The organism is Streptomyces sp. NPDC053474 (genome assembly GCF_044544845.1).
Lineage (GTDB): Bacteria > Actinomycetota > Actinomycetes > Streptomycetales > Streptomycetaceae > Streptomyces.
In genome coordinates, this window is the sequence record NZ_JBITXV010000009.1 from 1 (window position 1) to 19817 (window position 19817).

Genomic DNA, 19817 nt, shown 5'->3' on the forward strand with positions numbered 1-19817 from the left:
GGCGGTTTCGATCAGGCCGGTCTCCCAGCCCGCGAGCTGTTCGCGTACCTGCCGCAGCAGCATCAGGGAGGCCAGCGCCTGGTCAGGGCCGGGGTGGGGGCTGGGGGTGTCGGGTGGTGCGTGCTGGGCCTGGCGCAGGGCGTCGTCGATGGCGGTAAGGGCCGCCGCGGCGGCGAGGAAGGACGCCGGGCTGTGGGTGTCGGCAGGGGGCGTGGGCGGCTGGTCGGCTGCGGTCACGGGCACCTCCCTCCATCTGTCGTCATGTCGACGACATCGTGATTGTCATCCATTAGATGACATGTTACAACGGTGTCAGTGCAGCGCATTGGCAGCAACTGCCCGAACCCGCTGGAGGTGTTTGACGATGTTGATGCGCACTGACCCCTTCCGCGAGCTGGACCGGATGGCACAGCAGCTGATGGGCCCGGGCACCTGGTCGAAGCCGTCGGTGATGCCGATGGACGCCTACCGCGAGGGCGATCAGTACGTGGTGGCCTTCGACCTGCCCGGCGTCACCCCCGACGCGATCGACATCGACGTCGAGCGGAACATGCTGACCGTCAAGGCCGAGCGGCGGCCGGTGGCCAAGGGCGACGGCGTGAAGGTCGAGCTGTCCGAGCGGCCGCTGGGGGTCTTCTCCCGCCAGATCGTGCTCGCCGACACCCTGGACACCGAGCACATCCAGGCCGACTACGACGCCGGGGTGCTCACCCTGCGCATCCCGATCGCCGAGCGCGCCAAGCCCCGCAAGATCTCCATCGGCGTCGGCTCCGCCCACAAGGAAATCTCCGGCTGACACCAGCCCGGACGAGGTGCGGAGGACGGACACCTGCCCCTCCCTGCCCTCCGCACCCCCTGGCCAGCCCCACGACCACACCGGGGTGCCGCACCGGGCGCCCCCACGGCTCCATGAAAGGCATACACCGCAGTGATCTCCGACGTGCGCGTACCGCTTGAGCACCAGCAGCCGTACTCGACGGCGTACGAGCAGATGCTGGAGAAGGTCCGCTACGAGGGCGCCTACCCCACCCGTGAGCGGGCCGACGACGCCGTCCGCCTGGTCCTCGCCGGGCTGGGACGCCAGCTGACCGGCGACGAACGCGTCGACCTGGCCGCCTGCCTGCCCCTGGAGGCCGCACGTGTGCTGACCGCACAAATCCCCGACACCCAGCCACTGACCGGCTGGGCCTTCGTCAAGGACCTCGCCGCCCGCACCGGCGCCTCCCCGGCCACCACCCGCTGGGACACCGGCTCCGTCTTCGCCGCCGTCACCGCCCACGCCGGACCCGACCTGATCACCCGCATCCTCCACCAACTCCCCAACGGCTACGCCCTGCTGTTCGGCCAAGCCGAACTCACCTCCGCCGCCTAACCCACCCGACGCGCGGCGCGGTACGGACACGGGGGCCGAAGCGGGCGGCCAACTCGGTCAGGAGGCTCGTGCCGGGCGCGGCCCCCCGGCCGTCGCGCCAGGTGAACAGCCAGGCGGGCCCGCCGCGACGGGGGAGCGCGGCGGGCCCGGTCAATCGGGTGCCCGCAGGAGTGTTGGCCATGCGCGCGGGACACAGGATTGGCCGAATACCCCGGGGCTACGCCTCGAGCTCCTCCGCCTCGTCCTGCTCGTCCCGCGAGCTCTGTACGTCTACGGCGTCGACGACGCCTTCGTTCTCATCGGCGGGCACGCTACGCGTGCCCGGACGGACTGGATCTACCATCTTGTCCTGCTGTTGGTGATCTACGCGCGGGCGCGCGCAGTGACTGCCGTGGAGACCCGGTTGGTTCCCGGCGCGTTCATGCGGTTCGTGAAGGTCACGAGGGGCGGGGGCGGCGCAGCTGCTCACGCGACAGCTGGAACAACAGGAAGTCGGCGTGGACGCCGCGCTGCTGTACGTACTGCTCCTGTCGGCCTCATTGCTCGAAGCCCACGCGCCGCAGGAGCCGCTCGGACGCCGTGTTGCGGGCGTCGCACGCGGCCGTGATCCGTCGCACTCCCGCGGCCAAGAGGCGGGTGGCCACGGCGGTCATCGCTTCGGTCGCGTAGCCGCGATGTCGTACGTCCGGTGCCAGCGTGATGCCCAACACCGCCTGGTCGAGGCCGGGTTCGGTCTGCACGGCGACGTCACCGATCAGGCCCGGCCGCCGGTGCCGCTCGATCGCGTACTGGAAGAAGCCGGGGCCCTCGGGCTTCTCCTCGCGGTAACCGGCGACGATCTCCTGCGCCTGTGCCTGGTCGATCGGCGAGCGCCAGGTCTGGTAGCGGGCCACACGGGCATCGGAGCGGTACCGGGCCAGAGCTGACACATCGTCACAACTGAATCCGCGCAGCCGCAGCCGACGCGTCACGATGTCCGTCATGCTCTGCCTGCCCGGTCTCGAAGGGGAACCGCGGCCTTCATGTGCAGCTCGCGGGGGTGGCGCCGCAGGCCTGAGGAGCAACCACCCCCGTGACCTCCGCCGCAGCGCGCGGAGCCGCCCCCGCGTGAGCCGACACACCCGCGGCGCCGAGCACCAGGGCCGCCGCCACACCGGCCGCCACTCGAATCACCCGACTGATCACCGTGACACCTCCAAGTACGTGAACGGAACGACGCCAAGTACGCCCCCCACGGATGGACGGCCGGTCAACAACCGCTCAACTCCCCAGCTCTGGCCCTGAAACGAGGAAACCGCCGCGCGGCCCGGTCAGCCGGGAACCGCCAGGGGCCGCGCCTGACGCGCTCAGTTCGCGCGCAGCCCCGGCAGCACCTCGCTGCGGTAGAAGTCGAAGAAGCCCTGCTGCTCCGGGCCGATCTGGCCCACGTACACCTCGTCGAATCCGGCCTCGGCGTACGCGGAGAGGGCGCGGGCGTGTTCGGCCACGGCGTCGCCGCAGACCGTGCCCTCGGCCACGGCCTCCTGGGTGACGAGGGTCGACGCCTGTTCGAAGTGCGCGGGGGTGGGAAGCACCTGCCCGAGCTCGCCGGGCAGGAACTGGGTGGGCCACATCCGGTGCACCGTCTTGACGGCCTCCTCCCGGTCGGTGCCCCAGCACACCTTGAGGCCGCCGAGGACCGGCTTGTGACCGCCTCCCGAACGGCGGAACTGGCCGACCAGCTCCTCGTCCGGCGTCATCGTGACGAACCCGTCGCCGATCCGCCCGGCCAGGGCGGCGGCCTTGGGTCCGAACCCCGACACGTGGATCGGCACCGGCTCGTCCGGGACCGTGTACAAGCGGGCGTTTTCCACGGTGTAGTGACGGCCCCGATGGGTGACTTCGTCCCCGGTCAACAGGTTCCGGATCACTTGTACGGCCTCTTCGAGCATCTCCAGGCGGACGTCCGCGGCGGGCCACGCGTCCCCCAGGACGTGCTCGTTGAGCGCCTCCCCGGTGCCCACGCCGAATCGGAAGCGGTTGTTGGTGATCACGCCTGCGGTCGCGGCGGCCTGGGCGTTGATCGCCGGATGCATCCGCACGGTGGGGCAGGTCACGAAGGTGGTGACGGGCAGCGACGTCACCTGGGCGAGCGCGCCGATCACGGTCCAGACGAAGGCGCTCTGGCCCTGCTCGTCGGTCCACGGGTGGTAGTGGTCGGAGAGGGCAAGGCAGTCGAAACCGGCCTGCTCCGCGGCCCGGGCCTGGTCGAGCAGCTGCGCGGGCGAGAACTCCTCGCTCGCCAGGAAGTATCCGTAACGCGGCATCATATGCTCCTCATCTGACGGCTCACTCTTCTCCTGCGAACGTGACGTCCTGAGCGCGGACGACGCGCGCGCCCATGTTCGTGCGCATCATTTCCAGGGCGGCGTCGGCGAGTTCGGGATGGATCGACGCCACGGCGTCGGAGACGACCGTCACGTCCAGGTGCCGGATGTGGGCGTCCAGCGCCGAGTACAGCACGCACTGCTCGGTCACTTGACCGCACAGGACCACGTGGCGCACTCCCAGCTCCCGCAGCAGATAGGACAGCGGCGTCTCATAGAAGATGGAGTGCCGTGCCTTCACCACGAACAGCGCTTCGTCGTCCGGCACGATCGGTGCGACGAGATCGGCGTGCGGACCGGCCAGGGCCGCGTCCACGATCTCGCCGTGGTGGGAGCGCCACTGCCCGAAGTTGTCGTTGGCGTACACCACCGGGGTGCCACGGGCCCGTGCCGCTGCGAGCAGGTCGGCCACGACCGGCACGATCCTCCGCGCCGCGGGCAGGAGCCGCTCGGCGTCCTCGTGGTCGTACATGTTGATCATGTCGATCACGATCACGGCGCACCGCGCGTCGGTGCCCGGCGTGTCGGTGGTCACGGTGCGTGCCGCTCCAGGCGGGCGCGCTGTGGCTCCACCGTGTACTTCGGGTCGCGGGCCGAGGCCATCCCGGCCTCGAACACCCCGAACCGCGTGCACGCGGAGCCCGCGAGCAGCGCCAGGCCGGAGGCGATCGCGACGGGCCGTCGGCCGCCCGCGAAGGCGGCGCCCGCGGCCCCGGCGGCGGTGAGTCCCCGCGCCGCCCGCAGGAGGGCGCCCGCCCGGCCCTGCCGGTACGTCTCGGCGACGACCCCGAGACGCCGCTCGGCCGCCTTGACGACCACGGTGTCCGCGAGCGCGGCGAGCCCGGCGGCGCGGCGTGCGGGGGCGTTCTCCCGTACGGGACCCACGACGAGGGCCATTCCGGCGGCAGCGGCCGCCGCCGACGCCGTGAAGAGGTAGGGCAGTTCGCGATGGGCGCCGTGCCACGCGGGCACCGCCGTGTCCGCGGCCAGGACGCCGGTGTACGCGGCGACGGCCGGGCCGAGCAGGGCCGCCGCCCCCGTGGCCACGGCCCCGGCCCCGGGCAGCCGCCGGGTGACGGCACTGGCCGCGGCCGCCCCCGCCGCCGGGCCGTACGCGCTCAGCAGCCAGGAGCCCATGCTCATCGGCGAGGTGGGCTTGAAGACCCTGAGCATGTGCGCGAAGCGGGCCGGTCGGCCCAGGTCGTGGATGAGCGCGGCGACGGAGAGGGAGACACCGGCCAGCGAGGAGACCTTCAGGGCGGTCGCCGTGCGCGGGCGCCCGGTGAGCTGGGCGGCCGCGGCGAACACGGAGCCCGCACCGGCCAGGCCGCCGAAGAAGAAGTACCCCGCGATGTCGGGAGCCGCCCACGAGGGCGCCTTGATGACGGGGCGGCCGTAGTAGGAGTCGAACTCGGCCTCGGGCACCATGAGGTGTTCGCCACGGCGGCTTCGGCGGCGCCCGTCCACCGCGGGCTTCTCAGAGGTCATCGCCGCCTCCTGCCGGTGAGCGCGAACGCCGCCGCCACGCCGCCCAGGAGCGACAGCGCGGCCCCGGCCGCGTGCTTCCACATGGCGGGCAGGTCCCGGGTCGTGACCACGGGGTCCGGCGGCAGCCCGTAGACCTCGGGCCGGTCAAGGAGCAGGAAGAACGCTCCGTCACCGCCCACTCCGTCCTCGGGGTCGTGTCCGTACAGGCGGGCCCCGTCGACCCCCGCCTCGTGCAGCTCGTCGACGCGCAGCGCGGCCCGCTCCCGCAGCTCGTCGAGGGGCCCGAAGCGGATCGACTCGGTCGGGCAGGCCTTGGCGCACGCGGGCTCCTGGCCCGCGCCCAGGCGGTCGTAGCACAGGGTGCACTTGAAGGCGCGTCCGTCGTGGGGACGCTGCTCGATGACGCCGTAGGGGCAGGCGGGCACGCAGTAACCGCAGCCGTTGCAGATGTCCTCCTGGACCACCACCGTCCCGAACTCGGTGCGGAAGAGCGAACCGGTCGGGCACACGTCGAGACAGGCGGCGTGGGTGCAGTGCTTGCAGACGTCCGACGACATCAGCCAGCGCATCTCCGTGGAGGACTCCGCCCCGGAAGGGCCGGGGTCGGCGGTCCCCTTCGCGGAATCGGCCTCGATGAGGGGGAGTCGCGTGCGCCCCTGCGGCGCGGCCTGCTCGATGAACGCGACGTGCCGCCAGCTGGACGCGCCGAGCGCCTGCGTGTTGTCGTACGACATGCCGGTCAGGGACAGGCCGTCCTCGGGAAGGGCGTTCCACTCCTTGCACGCCACCTCGCAGGCCTTGCATCCGATGCACACGGACGTGTCGGTGAAGAAGCCGACCCTTTCCTCGCTCATGTCCGGGGCTCCGTTCCGGTGGTGTCACTGATGCCCGCGCGGCGGCGGTAGTCGGCGACCAGACGCGGCAGCGCGGGCCCCCGGGGGCGGCGACCGGGGCGGATGTCGGCGGTGAGCGCCTTGTCCTCCTGGATGTGCGCGTTGGGGTCGAGGGCGATGGCGACGAGTTCGTTGGCGGCGTCGCCGGTGACCACGCCGTTGGGGCCCCAGTGGAAGGGCAGGCCGATCTGGTGGACGGTGTGGCCCTGGACCGTCAGGGGGCGCATGCGTTCGGTGACCAGGACGCGCGCCTCGATCGCGTTGCGGGCGGTGACGAGCGTCGCCCAGCCCCCGTGCTCCAGACCGCGCTCGGCGGCGAGCGCGGGGGAGACCTCGCAGAACAACTCCGGCTGCAGCTCGGCCAGATACGGCGACCAGCGGCTCATCCCACCGGCCGTGAAGTGCTCGGTCAGCCGGTGGGTGGTGACGACGTACGGGTAGACGTCCGCGCCCGGGGCGGTGCCGCTCGGGTGGTAGCGGTTGCCGTCACGTGGCAGGACCTGCCGCACCGGGGAGCGAGGCGTCCGGGGGTACAGCGCGTTGTCGAAGGGCGAGTCCTGGGGTTCGTAGTGGGTGGGCAGGGGGCCGTCCTCCAGGCCCGCGGGCGCGTACAGCCAGCCCTTGCCGTCGGCCTGCATGATGAAGGGATCGTCGCCGCGCAGGGCGTCCGCGCCCGTGGCGTCCGTGTCCGGTACGTGCCCGGGCGGGCGGTCCGGGACGAAGTCCGGGACGTCGTGGCCGGTCCACCGGCCCGCGTCCGGGTCCCACCACACGCAGGCCTTGCGCGCGCTCCACGGCGTGCCGTCGGGGGCGGCCGAGGCCCGGTTGTAGAGGATGCGGCGGTTGGCGGGCCAGGACCACGCCCACTGCGCGGCCACCCAGTCCTGCTCGGACTGCGGCTTCTTGCGGGCCGCCTGGTTGACGCCGTCGGCGTACACCCCGCAGTAGATCCAGCAGCCGCAGCGCGTCGAGCCGTCGTCCCTCAGCTCCGTGTACGCGGACAGCGGGCCGCCGTCCGGGCCGTGGCCGTTGATCTCGGCGAGCACCGCGTCGGCGACGGGTTCGTCCCGCGGTCCACTGACGGGATAGTCCCAGGCGAGGTCGAGGATGGGACGGTCCATCGGGTCCTCGGAACCGGCCAGCTTCTCCCGGATGCGGCGGCCCAGGTGGTACGTGAACCACAGGTCGCTGCGGGCGTCGCCCTCGGGTTCCACGGCCGCGTGATGCCACTGGACCCACCGGTTGGTGTTGGTGAAGGAACCGGACTTCTCGGTGTGGGCCGCGGCCGGGAAGAAGAACACCTCCGTGCCGATGTCCCGCGTGCGCAGCTCACCGCTCTCGATCTCCGGCCCGTCCTGCCACCAGGTGGCCGACTCGATGAGGGAGAAGTCACGGACGACGAGCCAGTCGAGCTCGGCCATGCCCAGGCGTTGCAGACGGGTGTTGGCCGAGCCGACCGCCGGGTTCTCCCCCATCAGGAAGTAGCCCTTGCAGACGCCGTCGAGCTGGGCGAGGACCGTGTCGTAGGTCGAGTGCGAGCCGGTGATCCGGGGGAGGTGGTCGAAGCAGAAGTCGTTCTCGGCCCGCGCGGCGTCCCCGTAGTAGGCCTTGAGCAGGCTCACGAAATACGCCCGCATGTCCGCCCAGAAGCCCTTCTCGGTGCGGGAGGAGGCGATGAACCGGTCGAGGTCCAGGTCCTGGTGGGCGTGGGGCATCGGCAGATAGCCGGGCAACAGGTTGAACAGGGTCGGGATGTCGCTGGACCCCTGGATGGAGGCGTGGCCGCGCAGCGCCTGGATCCCGCCGCCGGGCCGTCCGATGTTGCCGAGCAGGAGCTGGAGGATGCTCGCGGTGCGGATGTACTGCGAACCGGTGGTGTGCTGGGTCCAGCCGACCGCGTAGACGAAGCAACTGGTCCGGTCGGGGCCGGAGTTGTCGGTCAGCGCGTCACACACCCGCAGGAACGTCTCGCGCGGCACCCCGCACACGCTCTCCACCAGGTCGGGCGTATAGCGGGCGAAGTGGCGCCTGAGCACCTGGAACACGCAGCGCGGGTGCCGGAGCGTCGGGTCGCGGGGCGCGTCCGGCGCGGTACGGGCCCCTCCGGAACCGTGGGTCTCCGCGCCGCCCGCCGCGTGGACGCGGTCGTGGTACTGCTCGTCGACGTCACCGGTCGGCTGCTGCACCTGGACGCCCTCGTACTGCCAGCTGTGCTGGTCGTAGTGGCGCTTGTCCTCGTCAAGACCGGAGAAGACGCCGTCCAGGTCCTCGGTGTCGCGGAAGTCCTCGCTCACCAGCGTGGCGGCGTTGGTGTAGTGCAGGACGTACTCGCGGAAGTACTTCTCCTCGGTCAGGACGTGGTTGATGATGCCGCCGAGGAAGACGATGTCGCTGCCCGCCCGCAGCGGCACGTACAGATCGGCGAGCGCGCTCGTGCGCGTGTAGCGGGGGTCCACGTGGATGACGGTCGCGCCGCGGGCCTTGGCCTCCATCACCCACTGGAAGCCCACCGGATGGGCTTCGGCGTAGTTCGAGCCCTGGATGACGACGCAGTCGGAGTGCTGCTGGTCCTGCATGAAGGTGGTGGCGCCGCCGCGGCCGAAGGACGCGCCGAGACCGGCGACCGTGGAGCTGTGGCACACGCGGGCCTGGTTCTCCACCTGTACGACCCCGAGGCCGGTGAGGAGCTTCTTGATCAGGTAGTTCTCCTCGTTGTCGAGCGTGGCCCCGCCCAGGCTCGCGATGCCCATGGTGCGGGCTGTGCGCACGCCGTCCCGCTCCCACTCCCAGGTGGCGCGGCGGGTCGCGACGACCCGGTCGGCCACCATGTCCATGGCCGTGTCGAGATCGAGCGGCTCCCACTCGGTGCCGTGGGGGCGCCGGTGGAGCACCTGGTGGCGGCGGGCCGCCCCCGTGGTCAGCTGCAGCGTCGCGGAGCCCTTCGGGCACAGGCGGCCGCGGCTCACGGGGGAGTCGGGGTCCCCCTCGATCTGCACGACCTTGTCGTCCTTGACGTACACCTGCTGGCCGCAGCCGACGCCGCAGTACGGGCAGATGGACTGGGTCACCCGCTCCGCCGTCTCGGTACGCGAGCGCAGCCGGGCGGTGCGCTCCGACACGACAGCGCTGCCCCGGCCCGAACGGTCGCTCCCCGTCAGCTGCCGGTAGACGGGCCAGTCGCGGAATCGGTCGGTGACACCCATACGGACTCCCAGGAGAAAGCGGGCCGATGACGGGTCAGTGCCGGGACGCCCGGGAATCTGGTCACAGCGTTCTCCATTCTTGGCCACGCCGAGCCGCTCCGCACGCTGTGGCCGCAGACGGGGTACCTGGCTGGGGGCGGGTGAAACGTGGGGCGCGCTCGTCATGTGCGGAAGCCTGTGTGGTGCGGAGCCACGAGGCCCCATGACGCGGTGGCCAGTTCCGGCCTCACGCCCCCACTCCTGTGGCCGCTACATTCGCCCCCGACCAGGCATGTACACGACCAGGGGGAATGGGCAACGATGCGCTCCACAAGACCCGTCAGTCGCGTCGGCAGATCGCTCACGGCAGTGACCGCTACGGTGGCCGCCTGTGCGGTCACCGCCGTGGGCCTCGCCGCCTCACCGGCTGCCGCGGCACCCACCAACACGTCATCGCCCCGGGCAGGCGACACCTGTACGGCGGCCGACCTCGGCACGCGTCACCCGTACATCAAGACCACCGAAGTGGCGCCGACGATCACTCACTTCAAGGGCTGGTACGTCACCGAGGGCACCACCGGCCAGCAGACCGTCACCACGAGTACCCAGACGACCATCTCGGTCTCCGTCGGCCTCAACAGCAACATCGAGGGCGGTTTCGCCGTCGAGACCCTCAGCAAGGCCGGCACGAGCGTGGGCCTGAACGTCAAGGTCGACTACACCTCGACCAGCACCGAGTCGAATTCGGTCGCGTGGAACTTCCATCAGGCGGGCTACTACGGTGTCTACAAGGGCACCAAGAAGGTCACCGGTACGTACGGAAGCCTCAACTGCAACCGTGTCCAAGGGGGCGACGGCAGTTGGGCGTTGAAGTGGATCGAGGGGCCTGGCGGCGGCAACTTCACCACCTACACCACCCTTGAGGAAGGCGCGGTGCGCTGCCAGGACCAGGTGCCCCCGGGCAGCATCATGGCCAAGGCGCAGACCCTCCTCGACTGCGGCTCGGCCGCCGCGAAGGCCGAGTACCCGGCGGGTGCGGTCGCGCCGACGGCGAAGCAGAAGCGGGACCGCCTCGTTCAGCGCCCGGCCCGCACCGGCGGCACGCCCGCCGGACAGCCCAAGGCCACCGGGCGTGGCGCGCGGGCCGCTCTCGACTGCCAGGCCGAGGTCTACAAGATCGCCGTACCCGGCAAGCCCCTGTCCTGGGGCGCGCCGGTCCTGGCGTCCGACGGTGTCCGCCTGCGGCCCTCGTCGATCTTCAGCGCCCACCTGGACAACTGGCGCCTGTGCAACGTGACGGAGCGCAACGGAGTCATCGAGGCGTCCCTGTGGAACTGGGGCAACGGCGGGTGCGCGATCATCGCCGCGCAGAACCCGGCCACCGAACGGGCGGTCCTGCAGACGCTCCCCTGCGCGGAGGACGACCTCCAGCGGTTCTACATCTACCGCGACGTACCCGGCAGCCCGAAGATCGGTGTGCAGAACAAGTACACCGGCTCCATGATGGGCTACGACCGGTACGCGGACGGGGAGTTCATACGCCAGTACTCCAGCGGCAGGCAGGACGGCACGGGCACGTATGACCTGACCCGGGTCTGACGGCCTCGCCCCGTGAGGGGCGCATCCGCGCCGCGCCCCTCAGATGCGGATCACGATTCAGATGCGGATCACGATCTTTCCGCGGGTGCGTCCGCGCTCGGCTTGCGCGTGGGCGTCGGCGATCCGCTCCAGGGGGTAGGTCTGCTCGATACGCGGTGTGTAGCGGCCCTGCCGACCCAGTTCCGCGGCCGCGGAGAGGAGGGCGGGGTCGTTCTCCGCGTTGACCACGTGCGTGCCCAGGCGCTGCCCACCCGCGTGGTCGGCGACCGTCGCGACGCGCGCCGGGTCGCCCGCGATTGCGACGAGGTCGTCCAGGGATCCGGAGGCCGCGGTGTCGAGCACGATGTCGACGCCGTGCGGAGCGAGAGCGGAGAGGCGCTGCGCGAGGCCGGGGCCGTACGTGGTGGGCACGGCGCCGAGCGAGGTGAGGAACTCGTGGTTGCGTTCGCTGGCCGTCCCGATCACGGTGGCACCTTGGGCCACAGCGATCTCGACTGCCGCGCTGCCCACGCCTCCGGCGGCGCCCTCGACGAGGAGGGTGCGTCCCGCGAGGGCGCCGAGCGCGTTCAGGCCACGCATGGCGGTCACGGACGCGAGCCCGGCGCCCGCGGCCTGCTCGTCGTTCCACGTGTCGGGGGCGTGGGCCCAGGCCGAGAGGATGACCAACTCCGCGGTCGCGCCGGTGACACCGCCGAGGCCGAAGACGCGGTCGCCGATGCTCACCCCCCGCACTCCGGTCCCGATTTCGTCGACCATGCCGACGGCGTCGCGCCCGGGGATGGCGGGCAGCTCCAGGGGAATCAACTGGCGCAGGGCGCCGACGCGCAGCTTCCAGTCGATGGGATTGACGCTGGCCGCCACGGTGCGGACACGGATCTCACCCGGCCCGGGGTGCGGGTCGGGGGCCTGCTCGACCACCAGGCTCTCCGGCCCACCGTATTCATGGAAGCGTGCTGCACGCATAAGTCCTGCCTTGCCTTTGTAGGTGGAAATGATGACGTTCGTTCGACGCCTGTCATACGGTTCATCAAAGTTGCCGGTTAGGCGGGGCGGACACCCGCATCGACACCCACGGTCCTGCCCGTCGTCGGAATACCTCCCGTTGAGTCGATGCTCTGGAAGGTATCCAGACGGTCGGTTACCAGCTGGATACCAAGACCAGCGACGGGAGACCCGCGTGACACACCGGCCACCGCTGCCACCCGACTTCTTCGACGAGCTGTGCCCCTCCTCGCTGCTGCCTTTCCGCTTCGGTGACAAATGGGCCCCTATGGTCCTGCGCTGCCTGGAGGGCGGGCCGCGCAGATTCTCGGAACTCCGCGTACCACTGGGCCGCGTCACCCCGAAGGTGCTCACCCAGTCGCTCCGCGGCTTGGAGCGGGGCGGGTTCGTGTCACGCACCGTGCACGCCGATCCGAAACTGCGGGTGGAGTACGCGCTGACGCCGCTGGGCCGCAGCCTGCTGGAGCCGCTGACCGCCGCGTGCCGATGGGCGACCGAGCACTGGGACGAGCTCCTCGATGCCCGCGAGACGGCGGCGCCTCCATCGGCTGACGCGCACCTGCGTTGACGCGTGCCGCGCCGGACGAGCCGTACCTCCGCGTGCCTCGGGAGGCGCTGACCGAGGTGTGCGCGGCCCGGGCAGGCCGAGCACGCGCCTACCGGTGCGCGGTGGACCGCGCTAGCGTCCTCCAGTGGCCGACTCCTACGCAGAGCTAGCCCGGCACTACGACCTCATCATGACGTCGGGGTACTACGACTACGACGCCTACGCGCGCGAGTTGGCGGCGGCCATCGGTGATCGCCGGGACGTCCTGGAGCTGGGCGTGGGGACGGGGCTGGTGTGCGAGCGGCTGTTGGGGCTCGCTCGCGCGGGGGTGCGGCTCACCGGCATCGACCACACCCAGGGCATGCTGGCCCAGGCGCGAGCGCGGCTCGGCGACCGGGTGAGGCTCATCGACCAGGACATCGTCAGCGCGGAGTGGGAGCCCGCGTTCGATGTGGCGTACTCGGTCGGCGGGGTCTGGCTCTGGCTCGCCGACCAGGACGGCGCCCACCTGGGCAGCCACCTGCTGCGGGACGACGAGAACAGCGCGGGGCTGGAACGTCTCGCCGCCGCCCTGCGGCCGGGAGGGCTGTTGCTGCTGTCCGTCCAGGAAGCACATCGCTCCGCGGAGCGCTCGCTGCCCGGTGGGCTCCGCTACGTCCAGCACGTTCAGGACGGCGGCGACGGGCGGATCGTCAAGGACTACTTCGTCCTGCGGGACGACACCGTGCTGGCACATCAGCACTCCACCTACCGCGTGTTCTCTGAGGAGGAGGCCGGTCGGCTCCTGGAGCGAGCGGGGTTCCGGCCGCTGCCCGGACCGGGTACGGGCGTGCTGTTCCGCCAGTACGTCCGCAGGTGACCGGCCCGCCGCCCCCGGACGACCGGTCGCGTCAGCGGACGTAACCCCGACACGGCCGCGGCCGGTGGCCGTTCACGCCACGAGCAGGCGGAGGCCGAGATCCGCCGCGTCGAGGTCGGCGAGGTCACCGTTCCGCTCGGCCCACCGGCCGGAACGGAGGTCGTCACCCAGGCTTCGTACCGCCCGCTCTTCGGCCTCCGGCCCGACCCGCGTCCACACCGACACCGCACGGCGCACGTCATCCTGCAGATACGCCGCCGGTCGGCGCCAGTACGCCTCGAACAGGCCGTCAGCGCAGTCCCACGGGACGGGCACCGGCTCGGCGCGGGCGCCGATCGCGTCGGCCATCCCGGCGAGCGAGGGAAACTCCGCGAGGACGGCCGCGAACTCGGGCAGATAGTCGCGGGTGAGCCAGAACCGGTCCGGCCAGCCGGGCTCGTCGGTGTCGAACGTCAGCACCACCACGCGGCGGGCCACGCGGCGCATCTCCCGCAGCCCCGCTATCGGGTCCCCCCAGTGGTGAACGGTGGAGACGGCCATCGCGACGTCGAAGGTCTGGTCCTCGAAGGGCAGGTTCTCCGCGGCGGCGGCCACGCACGGAGCCGCTCCGGCGGGCCGCTGCTCCCGCATGACTGCCGACGGCTCCACCGCGGTCACCTCGCGATCGGCGGGCTCGTAGGAGCCGGTGCCCGCCCCGACGTTCAGGACCGTCCGCGCGTCGCCGAGCGCGTCCCAGATCCGCTCGGCGATGCGCGGTTCGGTACGGCGCGTCGCGGTGTACGCGCCGCCGATCGTGTCGTACAGCCGTGCGCCCAGCATCTCCAGTTGCTCCTCCGGTGTCACCTTCAGTCCCTTCGCCTGTGTCGTGAGTTCCCTGTCGATGGCCGCCACCATGGCGTCGGCGCGGTCACGCCGCTCCAGCAGCAGGCCGCGCAGCCGACGCAGGCGTGCGACCGCGTCGGTGGACGGGTCGCCGACCAGCTCCGCGACCTCCCGCAGCCCGAAGCCCAGCCGCCGATAGGCCAGCACTTCGCGCAGCCGCTCCACGTCGCCCGCCGCGTAGGCCCGGTACCCGGCCGCGGTCCGTGCCGAGGGCCGCACGAGCCCGATCTCGTCATAGTGATGCAGTGTGCGGACGCTCACGCCAGCCAGCTCGGCCACGCGCCCCACAGTCCAGTGATCTTTCACGGCACCGACTATGAGGCCTCACGTCACGTGAGGGTCAAGAGCCGCCTCCACGAGGCGTGGGAGCGCCCTGGACGGACTCCCGTCCGGATGCCGGTCTTGTGCATCGGCTGCGAGGTGGTGACGGTGGGGTCATGCGGCCCGGGCGGGCCGCGTGGGGAGGGACATCGTGAAGCACGATCTTGGTGAACTGGGGCATGTGGGCCGTCTGCTGAGTGAGGTGCTCGGCCTGTTGGAGGGCGAGCGGCGCCGCTTGGAGGAGCGGTACGGGCCGAACCCGGGCGGGGACCACTCCGCGGGTGGTCCGATGCAGACGATGCACGGGATCAGGGACCTGTGCGAGGGCGTACGCAGGGCACTGAAGGGCGTCGCCCTGGGCGTCGGGTACATCTCGCTGAGCCTGGACGCGGAGGCCGACCACACGGTACGGATGGTCCGCAAGGGCATGCTCGCGGTGCCGTCGGGCGTGGACCGCATGGCGCGCCCGCTGGGCGAGGACGTCGTACGCGCTCTGGAGCGGCTCCGTGACCTGGACGGCTTCTTCGACGGGGACCTCGCGCTCGAGGTCGACGTGGCTCTCGCCGCGCCGCAGGCGACGTATCCGCCGGACGACTGGGCGGAGTACGACCGGCAGCGGCGCACCCGGCCGGACTGACCGGTGCAGCCCCGCGCTCACACCCCAGCGGTCGCGTGCCTCCTGGAGCTACCGGCCGAGCGCACCAGGCCCCGCAGGGTGAAGGCGTGGATCACTTCTGTCAGGCCGACCGCGATGAGCCAGATGCCGGTGAAGACCGCCAGGGTGACGATGGAGCCGATGGGCCAGGCGAGGACGATGACGCCGCCGGCGGTGGCCAGCAGGCCCAGGAACACGCCCCAGCCGCTGTGCATCTCGGCGGCGGTCACCATGGTGGCGATGCCGTACATCAGGAAGCCGATGCCGATCCACAGGCTCAGCAGGAGTACCGAGTTGTGCAGCGAGTTGCGGAAGCAGAGCAGGCCCAGGGCCATCGACAGCGCGCCGGTGACGATGAGCAGGACGCGCATCCCGGCGCTGACGAAGGTGCCGAACGCGGCCACGATCTCCACCAGGCCGCTGATCAACAGGTAGATGCCGAACAGCACACCCAGCACCAGCAGGGTCCGGTCCGGCCATACCAGCGCGACCACGCCGATCGCGATCGCGGCGAAGCCCAACAGCATCAGGGCCTGCCACGCGACCTTGCCCAGCCGCTCCAGGGGATTGCCCGGGCCACCCCGACGGAGGTGGCCCACCTCATCCATGCGTTCCATATGTCTAATTATGTACGAATTTCCACTGAATGCCGAGTTATCTCCGCCGAGGAGCCGTGGGCCGCTCCGTGGGCTCATTCCTTCAGGTCGTAGAAGTGGATGGGAGAGTTCGGCGTGAAACCGATACGCGGATACACGGGGGCCCCGGCGGCCGTCGCGTGCAGCGTGGCGCGGGTCAGCCCGGTGGCGCGGGCACCCTCGTGCAGTGCCTTGCGGGTGACGGCCTCGCCGTAGCCCCGGCGCTGCCACCGCGGGTCGGTGGCGACGAAGGCGACGAAGAGGCGCCCCTGCGCTTCGACCGTAGCGGCGCACGCCACCGGCACGTCGCCCCGCATGGCCAAGTAGGCGTACATCTCGCTCTTCCAGCGCGCGGAACCGACCAGGCCCTCGCGGGTCTCCTCCAAGGGGAGGCCGTAGGCGCGCGATTGGAGGTCCGCGTAGGCCCGCAGGTGCTCGTCGGTGTGCACCCGCACGAACGTCAGGTCCGGGTGGACCGGGTCGGGGACGGGCAGCAGGTCTCCGGCCATGCCCCTGCCGGGGAAGGCGTACCGCAGCCCGGCCCGCTCGGCCGCCGGGGCCAGCGCGGCGCGCGCCTCCTCGTCGAGGAGGTCCTCGAAGAGCCACAAGAAGCCCGGGTGCTTCTTCGTACGCATGATGTCGGCCGCCTCGCTCAGGCGCCGTGCGGCGAGATCGGCCCCCGCTCCGGGCTCGGTCAGGGTGACGCAGTTCCAGAACGCGAAGGGGGAGTCGGCCCAGCGGACGGCGATGCCGGGGAGGTCGCGCACATCCGCGTGCGCGTCGCGGTCGAGCACCATGGCACGCCAGGCGACGGCGAGCTGCTGCGCCGATTCGATGGACTCCGTGAGGCCGGTCACCGTACTCCCAGGGATCGTTGAGGTCGTGGAGGTGTCGGGGCCGGGAGCGGACGGCTCCGGCGCCGAGGGGCCGCCGGGGACCGCACCCGCGGCCCGCGGTGTCGCGGCCATCAGATGATGCCTTCGAACTGCTTGTCCTCGGCGGGGGAGCTGGAGCGGGGCACGTGGTAGGCACTGCGTCCGAAGCGCCGCCACAGGGCGGCTATGAGAAAGGCCACCACTACCGCCACAGGCGTGTAGTTGAAGGTGGTGGCGGTGATCGGGCTGCTCTGCGGCAGCAGGAACAGGACCGTGACCGCCCCCGCCCACACCACCGCCACCCAGCCGATCGGCCGACTCCAGCGGCCCAGGTGCCAGGGCCCGGGGGAGAAGCGGTCGCGGTGGAGCAGCCGCAGCAGCACCGGGATGGCGTAGGCCGAGGTGAATCCCACGACCGAGATGGCGGTCACCGCCGAGAAGGCCGTCGAGGAGTACAAGGAAGGCAGCGCGAGCACGAACGCCACGACGACCGCGAGCCAGACCGCGTTGGCGGGGATGGCGGTGCGGCGGCTGACCTTCTTCCAGCGCGCCGATCCGGGCAGGGCGCCGTCCCGGGCGAAGGCGTAGATCATCCGGCTGGCGCTGGCGGTCACGGTGTAGCCGCACAGGAACTGGGCCACGATGATCACGAGGAGCAGGGCCTTGGCCGCGGCCATGCCGAGGGCGTCCAGCAGGATCTGCGCCACGGGCACGTCGGTCGGGCTGTTCAAGGTCGCGGCGTAGTCCTGGATGGCGAACAGCAGCGTCACCAGGAGGACGCCGCCCGCGATCCAGGACACCGTCACCGAGCGGAAGATCCCGCGGGCGGCGGCGACGGAGGCGTGGTTGGTCTCCTCGCTCAGATGGGCCGAGGTGTCGTAGCCCGCCAGGGCGAAGACCGGCAGGAGCATGCCCAGCAGGACCACGTACACCGGGGCGCTCCAGCCGGTGTTGTTGGTGAACTCGGAGAAGACGAAGCCGGCCGACTGGTGGTCGGAGGGCACGAGCGCCAAGGAGCCGATGATGACGACGGCCCCCGCCAGGTGCCACCAGGCGCTCACGGACGTCAGGATGTTCATCAGCCGGGTGCCGAAGAGGTTCAGGACCGCGTGCAGTGCGAGGATGACCGCGTACAGGGCGAGCAGGGAGCCCGGGGTCGGCGTGTAGTCGAACTGCAGGTTCATCCACGCGGCGGTGAACGTCGCGATGCCGTAGTCCTGGGCGGCGATTCCGCCGAGCAGGCCCAGGAGGTTGAGCCAGCCGGTGTACCAGCTCCACCGCTCGCCGCCGAGCTGGCGGGCCATGTAGTACAGGCCGCCGCTGGTGGGGTAGCGAGAGGTGATCTCCGCCAGGGCCGCGGCCAGGCACAGCACCAGCGGCCCGACGGCGAGCCACCCCCACATGATCACCGCGGGGCCGCCCGTGTTCAGGCCGTAGCCGAACAGGAGCAGGGTCCCCGACATGATCGAGATGACCGACAGGGAGGCGGAGAAGTTGCCGAACGCCCCCATGCGGCGGTGCAGTTGCTGGGTGTAGCCCAGCGATTGGAGGATGCGCGCGTCCTCCCCGTCGTCATCGACCGGGTGCGGCCGCTGGCGCCATGCTCTTACCGAAGTCATTGGTTCTCCGCACAGGAAAGCTGAAGGAGCTGGAAGAGGGCGTGCAGGCGGGGCCCTGGCGGGCCGCCGACGGGACGGGGTGGAGCCCGCCGAGGGGCCGGGCCGACGGTCACGGGTGTCGCCCCGGGTGCCGCGGGTGTGCTCTCAGACAGGCGTCGCGGTCCTCCTCGAACGCCTTCTGCCACTGGTCGTTGGGGTACCGGGCGTCGAACTGCCACGGGGCGGGCGTGGCGAAGTCGCCGATGGCGTCGAACACTTCGGATGCCCACTGGACGAAGCCGCCCCTCGCCAGTGCGTACGCGAGGTAGTTGAGATCCAGCTGGGAACTGGTGGCCGGATCGCACGTCCGGAACCAGCCCTCGAACGCCTTCGTGACGGCCCGGGTGGTGTCCTCCCTGGTCCACAGGAGGTTCAGCGTGACCTCGGCGCCCTTGTCCCGTCGCTCCCGGTGCTCCTGGACACGGGCGTAGAGGGGCAGCAGAAGCAGGGGCGAGTCGGGCGGCGCGAACGAGACCGCCCAGCGGGCGAAGTCCGTCGCGACCGCCTGACGGCCCGCGGGGCCCGGGTGGGCCTGGAGCGCCTGGGACATGCGGTGCCACGCCTCGCGGTTGAACGGGTCCCGGCGGTGTACTTCCCCGAGAAGTCCCCATGGCCCGCGGGGCAGCAGGTACTCATGCGGCGGCGGAGGCGTGTGATGCTCGGGGTACCGTCCGTTGGTGTCCGTTTCGGCCAGGGCCAGACGGCAGATCCAGGGCACGGCGTCGTCGGGGTTTCCCTCGCCCGCCCTGTGGCACGCCTGCCGGGCCCGGTCTGCCAGCGTCTCCAGGTCGCGTGCCTGCCGGGGGTCGTGCGCCCGGTGCCCGCGGTGGGCTTGCAGGACCCGCTCGGTGGCGACCCTGGCGTACATCACCCGGGCGGCGAGGCTCTCCGGTTCCTCTTCCAGCCATAACTCCACGACGTTGTTCTGAGCCGCGACGACCCCAAGGACCTGCGTACGGGACGTCCACTGCGGCCAGGTGCCCGTCCGGGCCAGCACCTGCCGCATCTGCATCCAGTAACCCGCCTGAATGTCCTGCACCGCCGCGTACAGGTCCGTGTCACGACCGGCGGGGTTCGAGCTCGCCATCAGCGCGCCTCCCGGCCGGAGCCGTGCGCCTTCGGCTGGCTCTCCTGGGTGGGGCGTCCTGGCGGTAGGAGCTCCTTCACGCGGCAATCGGCCGGTTCACACGGCACTGCCCGACGTCAGCGCTACGGCTCGCCGGTTGGTGTAAGCACGACACCGAATGGTGTGCGCTGGCGGCCATAGGCGGAGGACTCCTCGGACAGTTGGGGCGGGTGACACGGGTCATGCGAAGGGCGGACGAACAGAGCGGAGACGGCCGCTGGCTCATCACCCGCCCGAGGGCTGTCGCTCTTGGCTGGTAGCGACTGCCTGACAGGTACTTAAGTGCCTGGAGAGGCGCATGACCAGAGGATCCCAAAAATTGTCCGGCTGCTCAGCAACAGTTTTGAGCCATGCGGT

Annotated in this window: 18 protein-coding genes and 1 pseudogene; 6 read left to right on the top strand and 13 right to left on the bottom strand. The window is 71.1% G+C overall.

What is annotated here, in order from left to right:
- A pseudogene (locus ACIG3E_RS21795) lies at nt 1-237 on the bottom strand (type III effector protein); the annotation flags it as partial.
- Between the two features lie 127 nt (nt 238-364).
- On the opposite strand from ACIG3E_RS21795, the gene ACIG3E_RS21800 reads away from it, so the two are divergent.
- Together ACIG3E_RS21800 and ACIG3E_RS21805 are read left to right on the top strand one after the other, a co-directional pair.
- Nucleotides 365-796: an Hsp20/alpha crystallin family protein gene (locus tag ACIG3E_RS21800; RefSeq protein WP_399618882.1), complete on the top strand. Its 432-nt coding sequence runs from the start codon at nt 365-367 to the stop codon at nt 794-796.
- A gap of 132 nt (nt 797-928) precedes the next feature.
- Nucleotides 929-1372, top strand: a complete 444-nt coding sequence (locus tag ACIG3E_RS21805) for a DUF2267 domain-containing protein (RefSeq protein WP_399618884.1) — start codon at nt 929-931, stop codon at nt 1370-1372.
- A gap of 536 nt (nt 1373-1908) precedes the next feature.
- Here the strand turns inward: ACIG3E_RS21805 and ACIG3E_RS21810 are convergent.
- From ACIG3E_RS21810 to fdh, 6 genes are all read right to left on the bottom strand, one after another.
- Complete coding sequence (locus tag ACIG3E_RS21810; RefSeq protein WP_399618887.1) at nt 1909-2355, bottom strand: GNAT family N-acetyltransferase; 447 nt, start codon at nt 2353-2355, stop codon at nt 1909-1911.
- Nucleotides 2356-2718: 363 nt separating this feature from the next.
- Nucleotides 2719-3678, bottom strand: coding sequence for a TIGR03557 family F420-dependent LLM class oxidoreductase (locus ACIG3E_RS21815; protein WP_399618890.1), 960 nt, complete (start codon nt 3676-3678; stop codon nt 2719-2721).
- A gap of 22 nt (nt 3679-3700) precedes the next feature.
- On the bottom strand, nt 3701-4219 hold the full coding sequence (locus tag ACIG3E_RS21820; protein WP_399619821.1) for a cysteine hydrolase family protein: 519 nt from the start codon (nt 4217-4219) through the stop codon (nt 3701-3703).
- A 50-nt stretch (nt 4220-4269) separates the two neighbouring features.
- Nucleotides 4270-5226 carry an NrfD/PsrC family molybdoenzyme membrane anchor subunit gene (gene nrfD, locus ACIG3E_RS21825; protein ID WP_399618893.1) on the bottom strand — a complete coding sequence of 319 codons (957 nt, stop codon included), beginning with the start codon at nt 5224-5226 and terminating at the stop codon, nt 4270-4272.
- Nucleotides 5223-6080, bottom strand: coding sequence for a 4Fe-4S dicluster domain-containing protein (locus ACIG3E_RS21830; RefSeq protein ID WP_399618896.1), 858 nt, complete (start codon nt 6078-6080; stop codon nt 5223-5225). The genes nrfD and ACIG3E_RS21830 overlap by 4 nt, the downstream gene beginning before the upstream one ends.
- Nucleotides 6077-9322, bottom strand: a complete 3246-nt coding sequence (gene fdh, locus ACIG3E_RS21835; RefSeq protein WP_399618899.1) for a formate dehydrogenase — start codon at nt 9320-9322, stop codon at nt 6077-6079. Before fdh ends, ACIG3E_RS21830 begins: the two co-directional genes overlap by 4 nt.
- A 300-nt stretch (nt 9323-9622) precedes the next feature.
- Between fdh and ACIG3E_RS21840 the strand changes: the two genes are divergently transcribed.
- Nucleotides 9623-10900 carry a hypothetical protein gene (locus ACIG3E_RS21840; RefSeq protein ID WP_399618902.1) on the top strand — a complete coding sequence of 426 codons (1278 nt, stop codon included), beginning with the start codon at nt 9623-9625 and terminating at the stop codon, nt 10898-10900.
- 57 nt (nt 10901-10957) lie between these two features.
- Here the strand turns inward: ACIG3E_RS21840 and ACIG3E_RS21845 are convergent, their stop codons facing one another.
- Entirely contained in the window at nt 10958-11863 is a 906-nt protein-coding gene (locus tag ACIG3E_RS21845) for an NADP-dependent oxidoreductase (RefSeq protein WP_399618905.1), read from the bottom strand.
- A gap of 214 nt (nt 11864-12077) precedes the next feature.
- On the opposite strand from ACIG3E_RS21845, the gene ACIG3E_RS21850 reads away from it, so the two are divergent.
- The gene (locus ACIG3E_RS21850) at nt 12078-12470 is read left to right on the top strand and encodes a winged helix-turn-helix transcriptional regulator (protein WP_399618908.1); all 393 of its coding nucleotides are present in this window, start codon (nt 12078-12080) and stop codon (nt 12468-12470) included.
- A gap of 124 nt (nt 12471-12594) precedes the next feature.
- Complete coding sequence (locus ACIG3E_RS21855) at nt 12595-13308, top strand: class I SAM-dependent DNA methyltransferase (RefSeq protein WP_399618911.1); 714 nt, start codon at nt 12595-12597, stop codon at nt 13306-13308.
- 72 nt (nt 13309-13380) lie between these two features.
- On the opposite strand, the gene ACIG3E_RS21860 is transcribed toward ACIG3E_RS21855, so the two are convergent.
- Nucleotides 13381-14478, bottom strand: coding sequence for a MerR family DNA-binding transcriptional regulator (locus ACIG3E_RS21860; protein WP_399619824.1), 1098 nt, complete (start codon nt 14476-14478; stop codon nt 13381-13383).
- 184 nt (nt 14479-14662) lie between these two features.
- On the opposite strand from ACIG3E_RS21860, the gene ACIG3E_RS21865 reads away from it, so the two are divergent.
- Nucleotides 14663-15148, top strand: coding sequence for a hypothetical protein (locus ACIG3E_RS21865; protein WP_399618914.1), 486 nt, complete (start codon nt 14663-14665; stop codon nt 15146-15148).
- Between the two features lie 17 nt (nt 15149-15165).
- Here ACIG3E_RS21865 and ACIG3E_RS21870 read toward each other — a convergent pair whose 3' ends face one another.
- The 4 genes from ACIG3E_RS21870 to ACIG3E_RS21885 form a co-directional block, all read right to left on the bottom strand.
- Complete coding sequence (locus ACIG3E_RS21870) at nt 15166-15783, bottom strand: HdeD family acid-resistance protein (RefSeq protein ID WP_399618917.1); 618 nt, start codon at nt 15781-15783, stop codon at nt 15166-15168.
- A 74-nt stretch (nt 15784-15857) separates the two neighbouring features.
- A complete protein-coding gene (locus ACIG3E_RS21875; protein WP_399619827.1) occupies nt 15858-16658 on the bottom strand; it encodes a GNAT family N-acetyltransferase in 801 nt (266 codons plus the stop codon).
- A 110-nt stretch (nt 16659-16768) separates the two neighbouring features.
- Entirely contained in the window at nt 16769-18295 is a 1527-nt protein-coding gene (locus ACIG3E_RS21880; RefSeq protein WP_399618920.1) for an amino acid permease, read from the bottom strand.
- A 109-nt stretch (nt 18296-18404) separates the two neighbouring features.
- Nucleotides 18405-19421, bottom strand: a complete 1017-nt coding sequence (locus ACIG3E_RS21885; protein ID WP_399618923.1) for a hypothetical protein — start codon at nt 19419-19421, stop codon at nt 18405-18407.
- Nucleotides 19422-19817 lie beyond the last annotated feature (396 nt).